The 14,652-nt window shown below is 69.3% G+C and carries 17 protein-coding genes and 1 pseudogene; 14 read left to right on the forward strand and 4 right to left on the reverse strand.

Features of this window, described 5'->3' with window-relative positions; all coding sequences use genetic code 11:
• The first annotated feature begins 306 nt into the window (after window positions 1-306).
• The 6 genes from ABZX79_RS10560 (at window position 307) to ABZX79_RS10585 (ending at window position 6,399) form a co-directional block, all read left to right on the forward strand.
• Entirely contained in the window at window positions 307-579 is a 273-nt protein-coding gene (locus tag ABZX79_RS10560; protein ID WP_355254322.1) for a hypothetical protein, read from the forward strand.
• 183 nt (window positions 580-762) lie between these two features.
• On the forward strand, window positions 763-999 hold the full coding sequence (locus tag ABZX79_RS10565) for a hypothetical protein (RefSeq protein ID WP_355254324.1): 237 nt from the start codon (window positions 763-765) through the stop codon (window positions 997-999).
• Window positions 1,000-1,587: 588 nt separating this feature from the next.
• The gene (locus ABZX79_RS10570) at window positions 1,588-2,901 is read left to right on the forward strand and encodes a hypothetical protein (RefSeq protein ID WP_355254326.1); all 1,314 of its coding nucleotides are present in this window, start codon (window positions 1,588-1,590) and stop codon (window positions 2,899-2,901) included.
• Window positions 2,902-3,343: 442 nt separating this feature from the next.
• Complete coding sequence (locus ABZX79_RS10575; RefSeq protein WP_355254328.1) at window positions 3,344-3,685, forward strand: hypothetical protein; 342 nt, start codon at window positions 3,344-3,346, stop codon at window positions 3,683-3,685.
• Window positions 3,686-3,715: 30 nt separating this feature from the next.
• Entirely contained in the window at window positions 3,716-5,821 is a 2,106-nt protein-coding gene (locus ABZX79_RS10580; RefSeq protein ID WP_355254330.1) for a helix-turn-helix domain-containing protein, read from the forward strand.
• Between the two features lie 17 nt (window positions 5,822-5,838).
• A complete protein-coding gene (locus tag ABZX79_RS10585; RefSeq protein ID WP_355254332.1) occupies window positions 5,839-6,399 on the forward strand; it encodes an XRE family transcriptional regulator in 561 nt (186 codons plus the stop codon).
• 39 nt (window positions 6,400-6,438) lie between these two features.
• Here ABZX79_RS10585 and ABZX79_RS10590 read toward each other — a convergent pair whose 3' ends face one another.
• Entirely contained in the window at window positions 6,439-7,032 is a 594-nt protein-coding gene (locus tag ABZX79_RS10590; protein ID WP_355254334.1) for a helix-turn-helix domain-containing protein, read from the reverse strand.
• 177 nt (window positions 7,033-7,209) lie between these two features.
• Between ABZX79_RS10590 and ABZX79_RS10595 the strand changes: the two genes are divergently transcribed.
• Together ABZX79_RS10595 and ABZX79_RS10600 are read left to right on the forward strand one after the other, a co-directional pair.
• Entirely contained in the window at window positions 7,210-8,064 is an 855-nt protein-coding gene (locus ABZX79_RS10595; protein WP_355254336.1) for an NAD(P)H-binding protein, read from the forward strand.
• 158 nt (window positions 8,065-8,222) lie between these two features.
• Window positions 8,223-8,714 (forward strand): hypothetical protein, encoded by a 492-nt coding sequence (locus ABZX79_RS10600; RefSeq protein ID WP_355254338.1) that lies wholly within the window; start codon window positions 8,223-8,225, stop codon window positions 8,712-8,714.
• Window positions 8,715-8,747: 33 nt separating this feature from the next.
• On the opposite strand, the gene ABZX79_RS10605 is transcribed toward ABZX79_RS10600, so the two are convergent.
• Entirely contained in the window at window positions 8,748-9,509 is a 762-nt protein-coding gene (locus tag ABZX79_RS10605) for a class I SAM-dependent methyltransferase (protein ID WP_355254340.1), read from the reverse strand.
• 265 nt (window positions 9,510-9,774) lie between these two features.
• On the reverse strand, window positions 9,775-10,377 hold the full coding sequence (locus ABZX79_RS10610) for a GNAT family N-acetyltransferase (RefSeq protein ID WP_355254342.1): 603 nt from the start codon (window positions 10,375-10,377) through the stop codon (window positions 9,775-9,777).
• 257 nt (window positions 10,378-10,634) lie between these two features.
• Between ABZX79_RS10610 and ABZX79_RS10615 the strand changes: the two are divergent.
• The 5 genes and pseudogenes from ABZX79_RS10615 to ABZX79_RS10635 form a co-directional block, all read left to right on the forward strand.
• Window positions 10,635-11,615: pseudogene (locus tag ABZX79_RS10615) on the forward strand (YihY/virulence factor BrkB family protein); the annotation flags it as partial.
• Between the two features lie 83 nt (window positions 11,616-11,698).
• Complete coding sequence (locus ABZX79_RS10620) at window positions 11,699-12,229, forward strand: phosphatase PAP2 family protein (protein ID WP_355254344.1); 531 nt, start codon at window positions 11,699-11,701, stop codon at window positions 12,227-12,229.
• A gap of 115 nt (window positions 12,230-12,344) precedes the next feature.
• On the forward strand, window positions 12,345-12,764 hold the full coding sequence (locus ABZX79_RS10625; RefSeq protein ID WP_355254346.1) for a phage holin family protein: 420 nt from the start codon (window positions 12,345-12,347) through the stop codon (window positions 12,762-12,764).
• Window positions 12,761-13,198, forward strand: coding sequence for a DUF3618 domain-containing protein (locus ABZX79_RS10630; RefSeq protein WP_355254348.1), 438 nt, complete (start codon window positions 12,761-12,763; stop codon window positions 13,196-13,198). The genes ABZX79_RS10625 and ABZX79_RS10630 overlap by 4 nt, the downstream gene beginning before the upstream one ends.
• Window positions 13,198-13,464 carry a DUF4235 domain-containing protein gene (locus tag ABZX79_RS10635; protein ID WP_355254350.1) on the forward strand — a complete coding sequence of 89 codons (267 nt, stop codon included), beginning with the start codon at window positions 13,198-13,200 and terminating at the stop codon, window positions 13,462-13,464. The genes ABZX79_RS10630 and ABZX79_RS10635 overlap by 1 nt, the downstream gene beginning before the upstream one ends.
• Before the next feature lie 87 nt (window positions 13,465-13,551).
• Here ABZX79_RS10635 and ABZX79_RS10640 read toward each other — a convergent pair whose 3' ends face one another.
• On the reverse strand, window positions 13,552-13,968 hold the full coding sequence (locus tag ABZX79_RS10640; protein WP_355254352.1) for a nuclear transport factor 2 family protein: 417 nt from the start codon (window positions 13,966-13,968) through the stop codon (window positions 13,552-13,554).
• Window positions 13,969-14,059: 91 nt separating this feature from the next.
• Between ABZX79_RS10640 and ABZX79_RS10645 the strand changes: the two genes are divergently transcribed.
• Complete coding sequence (locus ABZX79_RS10645) at window positions 14,060-14,647, forward strand: TetR/AcrR family transcriptional regulator (protein ID WP_355254354.1); 588 nt, start codon at window positions 14,060-14,062, stop codon at window positions 14,645-14,647.
• The last annotated feature ends 5 nt before the right edge of the window (window positions 14,648-14,652 follow it).

The raw sequence follows: 14,652 nt of genomic DNA on the forward strand, positions 1-14,652 counted from the left end.
CCCCAGACTGCCGCCCGCGACCAGTACGAGCAGCCCGAAACGGGGTCACGCCACCCCGCGGACCAGCCACTTCAAGATGGCGGAGCTTCAGTGATCCTCCGGCGGTTAGTCAGTAAGGGGGGCGGGGTGGGGAAGCCGCTTGGTCAGGAGCTCTCGGATGCGGCTAGCTGGTCAGACTGGGTACCGCTGAGTGTCGCCGAGGTGCCGCTGCTGCCTGGTGTTTACCTCGCCCGGCAGGGTGCGACAGGCCCTGTGGTGTACGTGGGCAGGGCTGGGGAGCGGTCGGGTCAGGGGCTGCGGGGTAGGTTGCGGCGTTACACCAGTGGCAAGGCGTTGGCCTCCGGGCTCGGCGAAGCAGTCTTCGACCGGGCGCTGGCGGATGCCAGCTGGTTGCGCGAGCGCCTGGCGGAAGTCGAAACGGGCCGGCCCAAGCGGGCGACTGATTGGGGCAAGGCCGCGCTGGCATGGGCGGATCTGCATGTCTGTTGGGCTGTCACCGCGAGCGGCGATGCGGCAGAGGCATTGGAGAAGAAGGTGCTGACGCTGGAGACCGTGGATTGGTGGAACCGCGACCGCTGATCTTCGGACTGCCCGGACACCCGGGTAGTCCGAAGGCCAGCGTCGTTGTGTTCGACCCTTCGCGGCGACTGGTCAAAGTTCGATGGCACATGCTCAAGGTGCGATGGCAGGGGACAACCACGGCTGGTCGGACGGGGTGTGTCCGAGATGACAGGGAATTCGAACAGGCGATCTAATGCCGATATGGACGTGACCGACTTCCCCGACGACCTGGTGCAGACGCAAGCCGCCTGGAACGCCACCTACGCCGCGCTCGCCGCACTCCGCCCCCGCGACACCACCGCCCTGCGCCGCCGCCTGCTGCTCCTGTCCGGACGGCTGTGGTGGCACCCCCACTGGGACACCGTCCCCTCGGTGCCGGCGGCGCGCTCCGAGTTGCGGCAGCTGGCCCGCGCCCGGGGAGTCGTCCAGGCCGCGTGACCGGGCGTCCCGGTCGGCCAGGAGCACGAGGTTGCGACAGGGTTGCGCCTACTTGTTGCGCCATCTGTTGCGATTGGGGTTGCGCCTACTGTTGCGCGCCCGGGAGAGCCGTGCCCGTGTCCGCGCCGGTCACCACGCGGTTTCGCCGTGGTCGGACCGCTGAGATCCCCGTTGCGGCCGCTCTGCCCATGTCCCTTGGCTGGAGTGAAGGAGTAAGGGGCAGGCGGGATGGGCGGCACGGCCGCGGGCCGGGGATCGGGGCGCGCTCAGCCGTTGCGCGTCGGCCGGGGCCGCCGCGCCGCCGTCAGCCCGGCGGCGGCGCCAAGACGGAAGTCGCCGGCACCCCGGTGCTGTCCTTCCGGTGCCGAGCCCCACTAAACGGGAGTTCGCCGAGGAGCCGACGAGTTCGTCTCTCCCTCGCACCGCTGGTCCGCGCCAAGCCCGATCAATCTCACCGGTACCGGCCGCCCCCCTAGCGCGTGTGACTATTGGTGTCCATATCGTGACCTAGAGTGATGCTTGATGTCGCATGCGGTGCGGCCGCGGGGTAGCTGCTGTCCGGCCGTGCCACCTCGGAGGAGTGGGCTTATGACCACGACACAGCGGTACGGAGACCTTGAGCTGTCGTTCCGGACGGCCCAGGGCACAGGAGGAAGCATCGGATCGACGCACATGCCGTTCACTGGTTACGACGGCCACACGACGCCGACGGAGCGGCTGTCCAGTGGGCACAAAGTCGGCCTGATCGACAGGGACCCCAAGGGCGGGGTGCTGATGCTGAAGGACGTGTCCGCCGACGGCAGTCTGCTGCGGCCGCCGGTGACCTGGGAACGCGTCGCCCAGCTGCCGCTGGACGGACAGTTTCCCTACGGTGTGTGGCGCCCGATCCCGCCGGAGGGCTACGTCGCGCTCGGCGACATCGTCTTTCGCTGGGACTATGAGCTTGAACAGTTCCCGGACTGGCTGTGCTGGACGGCATGCGTGAAGAAGACCCACAACGGCCGCCCGTATGTGCGCCAGGGCGAGTGCGGCACGGTGCTCTACGACAGCGGCAGTCTGCGGCTGTGGTCGGTCGTCAACCCGCCGTATCCGGACGGCGACCTGGACGAGCACCTGTTCCTGCCGTGCGGGAACTTCACCGCCGTCACCTCCTCGGGCACCCCGGCGCCGACGCCGACCACGTGGGTCCTGGACCTGCCGGCGGTCATTGAGAAGCGTGACGGCCCGGAGATCCCGGAGCTGACCTCGCACGCACGCCCGCCGGCGACGACCGTCATCACCGACCGCACCGTCACCGTCCCCTACTTCATGATCGACGACCGTGGACGCGAGGAGGACTGGAAGCTGGAGAACTCCCCCTTCTATAAGGTTCGCCGCAAGCGTCACTTCGAGCTCATCCTCTACCGCGACAATCGCAACGGCACCGTTCCGCAGGAGGAGTCGCAGATGGTCAAAACCGGCGTCTCCAAGGAGGAGGGGGAGACTTTCACCGAGAACACCGGTATCACCGTCGGGATGTCGGCGGGAGTGAGCGCCGGCGGCAAGCCCTTCGGTATCGGAGTGGAGGCCACCGTCACTACCTCGGTGTCCACCACCATCGAGCTCGGCTACGAGCGCCGCACCAACATCACCACCATGCGCGAGGAGGCAAAGACCCGGGGCCTGACCATCCCCGAGCACAGCTCCGCCTGCCTGTGGATGGAGCACCACGAGCTCCTGCCGGTGCGGGCCAACGGCGACACCCTCGGCAGCCAGGCCGCTCTCGGCTTCACCACCGACTACTACGTCACCGGCCAGTACCCCAGCGCGGCCGGCGCCTCGTACTTCGAGGTCGACGGCGACGGGCGGCAGACGACGAAGGCGGACCGGCACCTGCCCACAGCCCGGCCCGTAACCGTCTGAACCATGCAGCACGCCCTGGTCCCGGGTGGCCGCAATGCCGCCGCCCGGGACAGCAGGGTGACGATCGCCGCCCACGGCGACTCTCCCAAATGACCATGTGTGAGAGCTCTGCGAGAGGCCCGCAGCCAGATCGAGAGCCACTTGTGAACCACGTTTGAGTGACGGTGCGCCAGTCCGGCTTGCGGGGCCAGCACGGGCACCATGTGCTGAACGCCGACGACAGATCGGCCACGCAAGACGAGGAGTACGACCCTGTGGGGCGTCTGAAGGCCTGTGCTCGGCGGTGGCACGTCCCCCTTCTCCTTGAACTCCGCCTGGGAGTCGGGGCCACTGCCGACGCGCTTTTTATCCGCCGATAAAAGGTGTTGCTCTGGGCTAAGATCGAATCGTTCTGCGGAGAAAGGCATGGGACGGAGACGGGGGACGGATGCTCGCGGTGGATGTGAGGCAGTCGCTTCGCAGTGGCCAGACCGTTGCGGAAGGAGCGGCCCGGTGGTGGCGTTTTTCCACCCAGACCGTCGGGAAACACGGCGACTTCCTGCTGGCCTTCGTCGACGGCGGCGTCTGCGTCGGGGCCTTCCGGATCGTCAGCTCCCGGCCCGACGTCACCGCGGGCGGCAAGTACGCCTTCGACCTCGCACCGGCCGCCCGCTTCCAGTGGGCCCTGGGTCACAGACTCCCGCTGCCCCCGGGCCGCAATCCCGCCCGCATCCTCACCGGCCGGCACTTGCGCGAGTTCCTGGACTCCGCCCCGCACCGCACGTCCGCGCCCGACAACGACTGACGACGACTACACCGAAGGAGCAAGCGCCGCATGGCCAGCAAGCCCGACCCCGTCGACGCCCTCCTGAAGTCCGGGCCGCGCCGCACTCACCTGCCCGAGCCGGCCGAGCGTGCCCGGCTGCGCACCGACTACGGCCTCACCCAGAGCGAGATCGCCGCCGCACTCGACGTCACGCGGACCACCGTGGCCGGATGGGAAGCAGGCCGCAGCGAACCTCAGGGAACCACCCGAGCCGCCTACGCCAAGCTCCTGGAAGGCATCGCCACCCAACTGGCAGCCGCGCCCGAACCGGGAACCGCTCGCGCGGCGCAGGAGGCGCAAGTCGCCGCCGTTCCGCCAGAACGGCCAACCGCCCCTGCGGCGCCGGAGATCCCGGCGATGCCACCCCCGGCCCGCACGCCGTCGGCGTCGCGCCGCCCGGCCGCGAAGAGGCCTGCGACGAGAGAGCCCGCCAACACCGCGGTGGCCGTCGATCCGCGCTTCGCCAACGGCCCGCTCGCGGTGCTCGACGGTGACGGATCGGCGTACTGCGTAGGCGGCCTGGTGCTCGACTGCCCGGCCACGACGGTTCCGGCCCTGGTCGACTGGGCCCTTACCGAGGCGCAGCTGGGAGCGCCCCGGCTGAACCGCAACGGCAAGGACGCCGACCCGCTGGTCGTCATCACCGCCTCGGCCGCCGAGCGGCTCGGCCTCCCGGCTGCCCTGGAGGACCGGCGAGGTCTTCGCCTGCCCGAGGACCACAAGGTCAACAAGCAGATCGTCCGGGCGAACTGGAAGACGACCAGGCGCGGTTTCGGACCCTGGGCCAGGGTGTACCGCCCGGCGCAGGCCGGCCGGCGCCAGTGCGTCCAGTTCGCGATCGTGCCCTGGGGCGCGCTCGACGTACGCGCCTGGGGCGAGGCCGCGGGGCTGCCGGCTGCCGAACTCGCCCAGGTACTGGGCGCGTACGCCACCAGAGTCATCACCCCGCGCGGTTCCTGTGCCGTGTCCGGCCTGGAGCTGATGACCGCGCTGCGCCCGCCGACCCGCGCGGTCAAGGACGCGGCGACCGGCGCGTGGTCGTCCGGCCCGAACCCCGGTTCACTCACCGCCCCGGTGGACCCCGCGCCCCCGGAAGCCCCGGACGAACACCCCGTCGTCACCGCCCTGTACCCGCGTGGCCACCGGCGCACCCCCGACGAAGTCCTCGACGAAGAGGCGTACGAGTGGATCCGCGATCCGGAGCTGCTCACCGACGAGGAGTGCGCGAAGCCGTACGCCGTCGGCATCGACGTCAACATGGCGTTCGCCGCCGCCGCGAACCGGTTGAACGTCGGCCTCGGCCCTGCCGCGCACATCCACAATCCGGCGTTCGACCCGAAGCTGCCCGGCAGCTGGCTCGTAGACCTGTCCCACATCGAGATCGACCGGCGCCTTCCGAACCCGTTCACCCCGCACGGCGTCCGGCCGGACGGCCCCGCCTGGTACGCGACGCCGACCGTCGCCTACGCCGTGGAACTCGGGCACCGGGTACAGCCTGAGCGGGCGTACGTCCGCCGCGAGCACGGACCGTACCTGGACTCCTGGTACTCGCGGCTGCGCGACGCGTACATGGCGACCATGGAACAGCTCGGTGTCGTCTCCGGAATGGGCGAGGCCGAGTTCCTAGCGGCGATGGACCGGCACAAGCAGGTCGACGTCGGGCAGGCCGCTGTCCTTTCCGCGATCAAATCCACGGTCAAGGGCGGCATCGGCAAGCTCCGCGAGCGCCCTCAGGGCGTGGGTTACCGGCCGGGCGAACGCTGGCCGGCCCTGGAGCGTCCGACCTGGCGCCCCGACATCCGCGCCGCCGTCATCTCTGCCGCCCGGATCAACATGCATCGCAAAATGCTCAAGCTCGCAGGTGTCGGACTCTTCCCGGTGGCCGTGCTCTCCGACTGCGCCGTATACCTGTCCGACGGCCCCTCACCGCTGGATTTCCTGCCCCGCACGCCCGAGGACAAGCCACTGCCCGGGGGATTCCGCCTCGGCGTCTCACCGGGGATGGTCAAGTGCGAGGGCAGCCAGCCGATGATGTGGGCTGTGCAGATGCTCGATCAAGGCCACAACCCCGCCCGGCACATCAAGGGCACCGACGCGTCGGCCGACGGAGAATAGGAGACCAGGGGTCAGCGATGGGCATTCTTGGCGACAGCCTCGACAAGGCCGAAGCGAGCACGTTCACCCGGCCTCTTCCGAAGTCCGCGCAGGCACAGATGCGGTTCCTCGTGAAGCACGAAAAGGGTTCCACCAAGGCCGTGGCCGAGCGGCTCGGCACCTCCCAGCGCACGGTGGAGCGCTACCTCAAGGGCCAGTTCAAACGGCCCCGCAAGGACCTCGCCGCCCGCCTGGTCGCCGAGGTGGGCAAGAACTGGCAGCCCAAGGTCCGTGACCGCGCCAAGAAGCAGGCCGCCAGCACCACCGGGATCGTGATCGAGACCCGCGCGCGCTTCGGATTCACCGCGGCGCCGGGTACTACGGACGACAGCCGGCTGCGGCTCATCACCCAGCACCTGCCGCCCGCGTACGCGAGCCGCCTCTTCGACGCGCAGGCCGCGGGCGCCACCGAACAGCAATTGCAGCGCATCGCCGCCGAAGGCCTTCAGGAGGAGTACTTCAAGGACCGCGGCCGCCGAGCCCCCGGCCTCCAGGTGGAGCTGACCGACATCGACTACATCGAACTCGACTACAGCTGACGCCTCACGAGCCCGGGGCCGCAGCGAACCTGAACCGGGTCAATCGAGTGGTGCACGGGAGTCCAGGACTCGGGCGGTGAAGGCCGTCAGTTGAGCCCGCATCTGCTCACGAGTCATCCGCTGTCGGCCGATGAGGTGTTCGACGAGGTCGGCGCGGGTGGCAGCGAGCAGGGCATGCGCGGTGAAAGAGCTGTCAGTGAGCCCGGGAATTCGCTCCAGCGCGGTCTGGAGTGTGCTGTGCCACCGGGTGTAGTGCTCGGCCGCATAAGGGCTGCCGGCGCCGGTTCCCTCCAGCGCCAGGGCAAGGTGGCGGTTGTCAATCTTGAAGCACAGGACGGCGTCGAGGAGGGCGGGTACGCGCTGGAGTGGCGGAGTGGCGGGCCCCAGAGGCGGGGGTCCCTCTTCGGCGGCGAGCCTGATCGGTGCGAGCCGCATCTCGTACAGCGCGTGGATCAGGCCCGTGCGGTCACCGAAGCCGCGGAAGAGCGTTGCCTTGCCGACGCCGGCCGCTGCCGCGATGTCGGCCATGGTGACCGTCTCAGGGCTCTCGCAACGGGCGAAGAGCGTATCGGCAGCCGCAAGGACAGCCTGCCTGTTGCGCGTGGCGTCCGAGCGTGGCTTGCGGTCGGGCATGCGATTCCTCCGGTTGCGAAGCGGACCGTGGGTCCGTATCGTCCCTCATAAAACGGACCGACGGTCCGCATCGTACGGGATGGAGCAACCCATGAGCGTGAGCGCCGCATCGATGGACCTGTACGGGAAGTACCCCGGCCACGTAGCCTCCGCCACCCACTTTGCTGGGAACAACTGATGAGCGGGTCCGAGGAGTTCACGCTGGTCATCGGGGCCACGGGCACCACCGGCAGCCGCGTCGCCGCCCGACTGACCGCCGCAGGCCGGCGTGTCAAAGCCGCCAGTCGGCGCGCCACCCCCGTGGGCGGGTCCTGTCCCGTGCGGTTCGACTGGGACGACTCCGCGTCCTTCGAAGGCGCCCTCGAAGGCGTGGACCGGGTCTACCTCATCCCGCCGCTCGGCGCTCGGGACCCAGCAGCCGTCATGTTGCCCTTCCTCCAGCAGGCCCGTACGGCAGGAGTCCGCCGGGCGGTGCTGCTCAGCTCGTCGGCGATCCCCATCGGCGGCCCGGCTGTGGGGCAGGTTCACCAAGCCCTGCCGGGCCTGTTCTCCGAGTGGGCCGTCCTGCGGCCCTCGTGGTTCATGCAGAACTTCACCGGCAACCACGCGCACGCCCGGACCATTCGGGCGGACGGGACCATCCGAACGGCAGCCGGCGATGGTCGCGTCGGGTTCGTTGACGCCGGCGACATCGCCGACGTCGCCGTGCACGCGCTGACCGAGGCGCAGGCCCCGAACACCGACCTGATCATCACCGGGCCACAAGCGCTGAGTTACGGCGACATCGCCGCCATCCTCACGCAAGTCACCTGCCGGACCGTCACCCACCGCCGGCTGACCTACGCGCAGATGCGCGACCGCCTGGCCGCCGACATGCCCGTCGAGTTCGCCGCGATGCTCGCCGGTATGGACCGCGCCATCGCCGAAGGCGCCGAGGACCGCACCACCGACACCGTCCAGCGCCTCACCGGCCGCCCACCGCGCGACTTCCGGGCTTGCGCAGAACGGGAGATGGGCCGACTCCGGAGCTGACGTCTCCGGTTCGCGTCCTGACTCAGAACCTCGCCGCCGTGGCCCCCAGCGGCGCCCAGCGGCGCTCCGCGTACGCAGGCCCCGCCGACGGACTTGGTGTGAACCTGCCGCTAGAGTGCGTTGCTTGATCGACCTGCCGTGGGGGCGAAGGGGGAGAAATGAGTGGACAACTAAGGGATACGGCCAGTGAGTTGGCCGAGGTGCTGTGGCGTGAGCACACCGTGTACCGGGACCGGGCGGGGGGCGTGGTCATCCGGGGCGAGCACGTGCAGCGCTGGATCAGTCTCGCCCCGGCGGGGGGCCGGGGCGAGATACTCGTGCGCGCCGGCCGCATCCTCGACGGCGGCACCACGGCTCCGGCGCGTTCGGAAGCGATAGTGCCGCTCGCCGCCGGGACGGGCGAGCTCGCCGCGACCTGCCGCCGCCTGCTCGCGGAGGCCGCTGTCGATGCGGCGCCGCGAGTGGCGGGCCCGTCGAGCGCCGGCCACGCGAAGGGCGCCGACGGCTCCAGGCGTTCCAGAAGGTCCAGACGGTCCGGCAAGCAGCGGCAGCGAGGAAGGCACACGAGCTTCAGTTCCTGGGTCGTCCTGGCCTGCGTGGTCGGCGTTGTCGCTCTGTACCTCTACAGCGCCGGAGCCTTCGGCAGGTAGCAGCAGCAACGCGCGCGTGACACGCGATTCCAGTCAGACGGGCTTACGGGCCTCGATGAGGAAGCGGGTCGAGTGGGCCACGAACGGCCCCTCACTCTCGATCTTGTCGTGCAGTTCCCGCAACCGGTCGCGGTACTGGTCGACGGTGAAGCCGGGGACCATCCAGATCACCTTCCGCAGGAAATAGATCACCGCGCCGATGTCGAAGAACTCGGTCCGCAGCCGCTCGAATCGCAAGTCGACCACCTCCAGGCCGGCCGCCTCGGCGTCCCGGCGTTCGTCGTCGGGATGGCGTGCGCGGCGGACTTCCTCGGGCTGCGGCCCGAGGAAGTACTCGACGAGTTCGAAGACGCTGGAATGGCCGACGTGCTGGGAGAGGTATGTGCCACCGCCCTGGAGCACGCGGGCGATCTCCTCCCACCACACCGTCGCCGGGTGACGGCTGGTCACCAGGTCGAAGGCGCCGTCGGCGAACGGCAACGGGGGTTCGTCCGCGTCCGCGACGACGACGGCGCCGAGCGGGTGCAGCAGCCTGGTGGCCTTGGCGACGTTGGGTGGCCACGATTCCGTGGCCACCATCACCGGTGGCAGCTTCGGCGCTCCGGCGAGAACCTCCCCGCCGCCGGTCTGGATGTCGAGGGCGGCGGACGCGCGGGCCAAATGCTCGCTCATCGTGCGCTGATATCCCCACGAGGGGCGTTGCTCGGTGGCGCGGCCGTCAAGCCAGGAGAAGTCCCAGCCGTCCACCGAGACGGCTTCGGCCTCCGATACGAGGTCATCAAAAGTGCGTGACATACCCGGATCATTTCGTCGGAAATGGATGAAGTCAAAGAGAATTTTCCGCACATTCCCGCTGGCAGGAGGCGCTGTTTGCCATGCTCGCGTGCATGCCTGACGTCTCCGCCGTCGCCTGGACAGTGCGCGAGCGCGAGGGTGCGTGCGTCGGTGCTCCGGGAGCATTCAGCGTCGTACGGCAGGAGGACAGTGACGGCGTGGTCCTCGGGCCTGCGGCTACGCCCCGCAGGAGCCGCAGGTGCTGTACGCCGTCCCTGACGTACTGTCACAGCGGTCCAGCCGGGTGCTCGTCTTCCTTGATGCGCGCGTGAAGGTGCATGTCGTGCCATCCATCGGCGTGCAGGTGCGCACTGCGCTTAGTGCCTTCCGCCGCGAAGCCGGCTTTGAGGGCCACCCGGCAAGACGCCTGATTCGCGACCGAGTGGACCAGCTCGAGCCGGTGGAATCCGATCTCCTCGAACGCCCACCTCGCCAGTGCCGATACGGCGCGGGGAGCGACGCCCGATCCGCGGGCCGCGTGGACGGTCCAGTACGCGCATTCGGCCTGGCCCACCGGCAGAAGCATCGACCGCAGAGAGGCCCGGCCGAGCAACTCGTCGCTGTCCGCACGGACGACCGCCCACTGGGCGTCCGTCTCGGCGTGCCAGCTCTCCTGCCACCGCCTGATCCAGTCACGGGCCTCGTCCTGCGAGTCGGCCCGCCGCGCATGCCAGCGCTGAATGCCCGGATCCTGGAACGCCGCGGCGAGGGCGGCGGCGTCCGTACGGCGCCAAGGGCGCAGGAGCAGATCCCCCTCGGCCGGCAAGGACGGCTGATCGCGTTCAGAGAGGCGGCCCGCAGGCACGCAGGGCGGCACCAGGGAAGGCATGCACGACATCATTCCCTGCCGCGGAAGGCCGGCGCGCGGCTTTGGACGAGACGGGCGAGACGGGCGAGGCACCCTAATGCCACGCGGTTTTTCAGAAAACGGCGAGGTGAGCGTCGGCTCCACGTGCAGAACCCGGACTTTGGGGTTACTCGTAGGTCATGGCATCGAAGTGGCGACAAGAGCATGGAGACGACGATCAGGGGCGCGATCGCCGGCAGGATGACGCCGGGTCGGCCGGGGAGTCCGGCAGCCGTGCGGGACCGGACCCGCAGGTGGAACGGAACGCTCCTGACAAGCCCACCCAGATGGGAAAGCAGTCATGGGGCGCGGTGCTGCGCCGCACGGCGGCAGAGTTCAAGAACGACGAGCTGACCGACCGCGCCGCGGCGCTGACGTACTACGGGATCTTGGCGCTGTTCCCCGCACTGCTGGTGCTGGTGTCGATCCTGGGCATCGCGGGCGAGTCGGCGACCAAGAGCGTCCTGGACAACATCACGAAGCTGACGCCCGGCTCCGCCCGCGACATCATCACCGGGGCGGTCGAGCAACTGCAGGCCAGTGGCAGCGGCACGGGATCGATCCTGGCGATCGTCGGTCTGGTGGGTGCGCTGTGGTCGGCGTCCGGCTACGTGGCCGCGTTCATCCGCACGTCCAACGCGGTCTACGACATCCCCGAAGGCCGGCCGGTCTGGAAGATCACGCCGTTGCGGCTGGTCCTGACCCTGGTGCTGATGATCCTGGCGTGCGTCAGCGCGCTGATCGTGGTGTTCTCCGGCGGCCTCGCCCGGCAGTTGGGTACGACCCTGGGCATCGGGGACAGCGCCCTGAACGTCTGGTCGATCGTGAAGTGGCCGGTCCTCGTCCTGCTGGTCACCATCATGATCGCGCTGCTGTACTGGGCATCACCGAACGCCAGGGGCCGTGGCTTCAGGTGGGTCACCCCTGGCAGCTTCCTGGCCCTGGTGATCTGGATGATCGCCTCGGCGGGCTTCGCGCTGTACGTGGCGAACTTCGCCTCGTACAACAAGACGTACGGCACCCTGGCCGGAGTGATCATCTTCCTGGTGTGGCTGTGGATCACGAACCTGGCGATCCTGCTGGGTCTGGAGTTCGACGCCGAGATGGCCCGTGAACGCGCCATCGCCGGCGGCCACCCCAGCGAGGAGGAGCCCTACGTCGAACCGCGTGACACGCGCAAGTGGACTGATCAGGACCGCAAGCAGATGGGCAGCGACTGACTGTGCCGGGACGCCTGAGCAGAGGTGTGGACGGGGTTGACGTCGGGCGGTCGAAACAGGCCGTCACGCGTCTCCTCCACGACATGCGCCGCCTCGACCGGCAGCTCACCCAGCGCGCCGCCTCCTGGGACTCGCCCTGGGCGCGCCAGGTGCTCCCGGCGGTGGAGGCTGCGGCCGAGCGGACCAAACTGTGGTGGGGCGCGGCCCTGGCCATGGCTGTGGCGGGAGGCGCGTCGCAGCGCAAGGCCGCGGCCGGGGGAGTGGTCAGCATGCTCTGTGCGCAAGTGGTGTCGAACGCGGTGTGCAAGCAGTTGTACGAGCGGCGAAGGCCCCCCGCGGACATGATCCCGCACGACGATGTCGAGAACCGTCCGGACACCTCGTCCTTCCCGTCCGGACACACCGCCGCCGCCGTGGGTTTCACCACCGCGGTGGCCTTCACCTCGCCGTGGGTGGGGGCGGCAGCCGCGGTTCCCACCGTGATGGTGGCCCTGGAGCGGGTCCAGGCGGGCGCGCACTACCCCAGTGACGTCGTGGCCGGCGCCGCCATCGGTGTGGGCAGCGCCTTGCTGGTGCATCACGCGCCCCGCCTGGTGCTCCGCGCCCTGTTGTAGGGCGGGTCTGTTGGCCGCGGCGCGTGGGCTGTCCGCTGGCGGGCACACGAAGTAAGGGCTACGACTTGATTGACAGCCACCAGCGGGCAGGTCGAGGAAAGGACAGGTCACGACGATGAGCACGTCAGTGGACCAACGCCCCCACGCGGACACCCAGGAGTCGGTGGGGGATCTGGTCAAGCACGCGTCGGAACAGATTTCCCAGCTGATGCGGCAGGAGTTGCGCCTGGCGCAGGCCGAGATGCAGCAGAAGGGCAAACGGTTCGGCCTCGGCGGCGGTCTGCTGGGCGGAGCCGGCGTGGTGGGTCTGCTGGCCCTGCAGGCCATCGTGGCCACCGCGATCATCGCCCTGGACCTGGTCTGGCCGTTGTGGCTCGCGGCACTGGTCGTCACCGGCGCCCTGCTCGTCGTGACGGCGGTACTCGCCGCCGTGGGCAAGAAGCAGGTCAGCCGAGCCACGCCGGCCACTCCGGAGCAGGCCATCCACAGCGTCAAGGCCGACGTGGCCGAGATCAAGGAGAGGGCACGTCGATGACAAAGGCAAAGGGCAACGGTTCCTCGCCCGACCCCGACGAACTGCGGGCGCAGGTGGAGAAGACCCGCGAGGAGCTGGGCCGCACGGTCGAAGCGCTGGCAGCCAAGGCCGACGTAAAGGCGCAGGCACAGCAGAAGGCGGCGAAGGTCAAGAGCGTGATGCATGACAAGGCCGCGCATGCCCTCCATACGGCGCACGACAAGACCCCCGGGCCGGTACGGGACAAGGCCGCCTCTGCCAACGAGCAGCTGACGGACACCGCTCTCATCCTGGGACGCAAGCTCCACGGCAGGAGTTCGGAGCCCGGTGCGCGAGAGGGCCGGCTCGTCGGCAGGGCCACGCGCCCCGGCCGCGATCTGCTCGTGTTCGCCGGTTTCGCCGCGCTCGCCGCCGTAATCGTTGTCGCAGCCACGCGACGCAGCAGGAGGTGCTGATGAAAGCGTCCAAGGTCGCGTACAAGCCGGTCGGCCTGGTGATGGGCGCCGTGAGTGGCGCACTGGCCGGCATGGTCTTCAAGCAGGTGTGGAAGGTCATCGGTCACGACGAAGACGCCCCCGACGCCACTGACATGGAGCGCGGCTGGCGGGAGGTCGTGATCGCCGCCGCCGTGCAGGGCGCGATTTTCGCGGCGGTCAAGGCGGCGGTCGACCGCGGCGGCGCCACCGCCGTACATCGCCTGACGGGAACCTGGCCGGGCTGAATCGGCTGACCGGCCGGCCCGGCGCTTCGGGGGAGGAGCCCGATGCTCCGGCTCGTCGGCGGAGTCCATCGGGCTTCCTCTTGTGCTTCAGGCGATGCGTCGCTCGTCCGCCGCGATGGCGAGGTCGTTGATGCTCGCGTAGCGGCGTCGCATCAGGCCGTTCTCGTCGAACTCCCAGTTCTCGTTGCCGTAGCTGCGGAACCACTGGTCCTCGTCGTTGTGCCACTCGTACTCGAAGCGGACGGCTATGCGGTTGTCCGTGAAGGCCCACAGCTCCTTGCGCAGGCGGTAGTCCAGCTCCCGCTGCCACTTGTCGCGGAGGAATTCCACGATCTCCGCGCGCCCGCGCAGGAACGTGTCGCGGTTGCGCCACTCGGAGTCCTCCGTATAGGCGAGCGACACCCGCTCCGGGTCCCGGCTGTTCCACCCGTCCTCGGCCGCCTGGACCTTCCGCAGAGCCGTCTCGGCGGTGAACGGCGGGAACGGCGGCCTCTTGTCGGTCATGGCTCTCCCCTTCGCAGGCGGGAGAATGAGCATTCTCCCGGCCTGCAGTAGCCTAAGAGAACAGTGATTCTCTTGCAAGGGGAGAGTTGGCATGGAAGCCGCGGCACAAGAGACCCGCATCCTCGACGCAGCCGAGACGCTCTTCTACGGGCGTGGGCTGCAGGCGGTCGGCATGGCCGAGATCCGCGACGCGTCGGGGGCCTCCCTCAAGCGCCTCTACCAGCTGTTCCCTTCCAAGGGTCATTTGGTGGAGGCGTATCTGCGTCGCCGCGACGTGCGTTGGCGCGCCTCGCTTGCGCGTTACGTCGAGACCCGGCCGCCGGGTGAGGAGCAGATCCTGGCGGTCTTCGACTGGCTGCGGTCATGGTTCCAGGAGCCGGGCTTCCGCGGCTGCGCCTTCGTCAACTCCTTCGGGGAACTGGGCGCCACATCGGACGAAGTGGCCGCCGCCGCCCGCGACCACGTCGACGCCCTGAAGGACTACCTGGCGCGCCTGGTGACCGATGCGGGCCACGCCGACTGGCTGGCGGGGGCGCTCCTCCTGCTCGTGGAGGGCGCGATCACCACCGCCGCCGTCTCCGAGGGCAGTGCTGCGGCAGACCATGCCCGCGAGACGGCGCGCAGACTGCTGGAACTCGCCTCGGACAGCTCAAGCGGCGACGCACCGGGCCGTCACTGACTAGA

The organism is Streptomyces sp. NPDC002994, assembly GCF_040611155.1.
Taxonomy (GTDB): domain Bacteria; phylum Actinomycetota; class Actinomycetes; order Streptomycetales; family Streptomycetaceae; genus Streptomyces.

Bases quoted from the DNA above. Each gene is read 5' to 3' on its own strand.
- ABZX79_RS10580 (WP_355254330.1), top strand. From the start codon at position 3,716: ATGGCCAGCAAGCCCGACCCCGTCGACGCCCTCCTGAAGTCCGGGCCG.
- ABZX79_RS10630 (WP_355254348.1), top strand. From the start codon at position 12,761: ATGACAAAGGCAAAGGGCAACGGTTCCTCGCCCGACCCCGACGAACTG.
- ABZX79_RS10620 (WP_355254344.1), top strand. From the start codon at position 11,699: ATGCGCCGCCTCGACCGGCAGCTCACCCAGCGCGCCGCCTCCTGGGAC.
- ABZX79_RS10605 (WP_355254340.1), bottom strand. From the start codon at position 9,509: ATGTCACGCACTTTTGATGACCTCGTATCGGAGGCCGAAGCCGTCTCG.
- ABZX79_RS10595 (WP_355254336.1), top strand. From the start codon at position 7,210: ATGAGCGGGTCCGAGGAGTTCACGCTGGTCATCGGGGCCACGGGCACC.
- ABZX79_RS10645 (WP_355254354.1), top strand. From the start codon at position 14,060: ATGGAAGCCGCGGCACAAGAGACCCGCATCCTCGACGCAGCCGAGACG.
- ABZX79_RS10570 (WP_355254326.1), top strand. From the start codon at position 1,588: ATGACCACGACACAGCGGTACGGAGACCTTGAGCTGTCGTTCCGGACG.
- ABZX79_RS10635 (WP_355254350.1), top strand. From the start codon at position 13,198: ATGAAAGCGTCCAAGGTCGCGTACAAGCCGGTCGGCCTGGTGATGGGC.
- ABZX79_RS10585 (WP_355254332.1), top strand. From the start codon at position 5,839: ATGGGCATTCTTGGCGACAGCCTCGACAAGGCCGAAGCGAGCACGTTC.
- ABZX79_RS10640 (WP_355254352.1), bottom strand. From the start codon at position 13,968: ATGACCGACAAGAGGCCGCCGTTCCCGCCGTTCACCGCCGAGACGGCT.
- ABZX79_RS10610 (WP_355254342.1), bottom strand. From the start codon at position 10,377: ATGCCTTCCCTGGTGCCGCCCTGCGTGCCTGCGGGCCGCCTCTCTGAA.
- ABZX79_RS10590 (WP_355254334.1), bottom strand. From the start codon at position 7,032: ATGCCCGACCGCAAGCCACGCTCGGACGCCACGCGCAACAGGCAGGCT.
- ABZX79_RS10565 (WP_355254324.1), top strand. From the start codon at position 763: ATGGACGTGACCGACTTCCCCGACGACCTGGTGCAGACGCAAGCCGCC.
- ABZX79_RS10600 (WP_355254338.1), top strand. From the start codon at position 8,223: ATGAGTGGACAACTAAGGGATACGGCCAGTGAGTTGGCCGAGGTGCTG.
- ABZX79_RS10625 (WP_355254346.1), top strand. From the start codon at position 12,345: ATGAGCACGTCAGTGGACCAACGCCCCCACGCGGACACCCAGGAGTCG.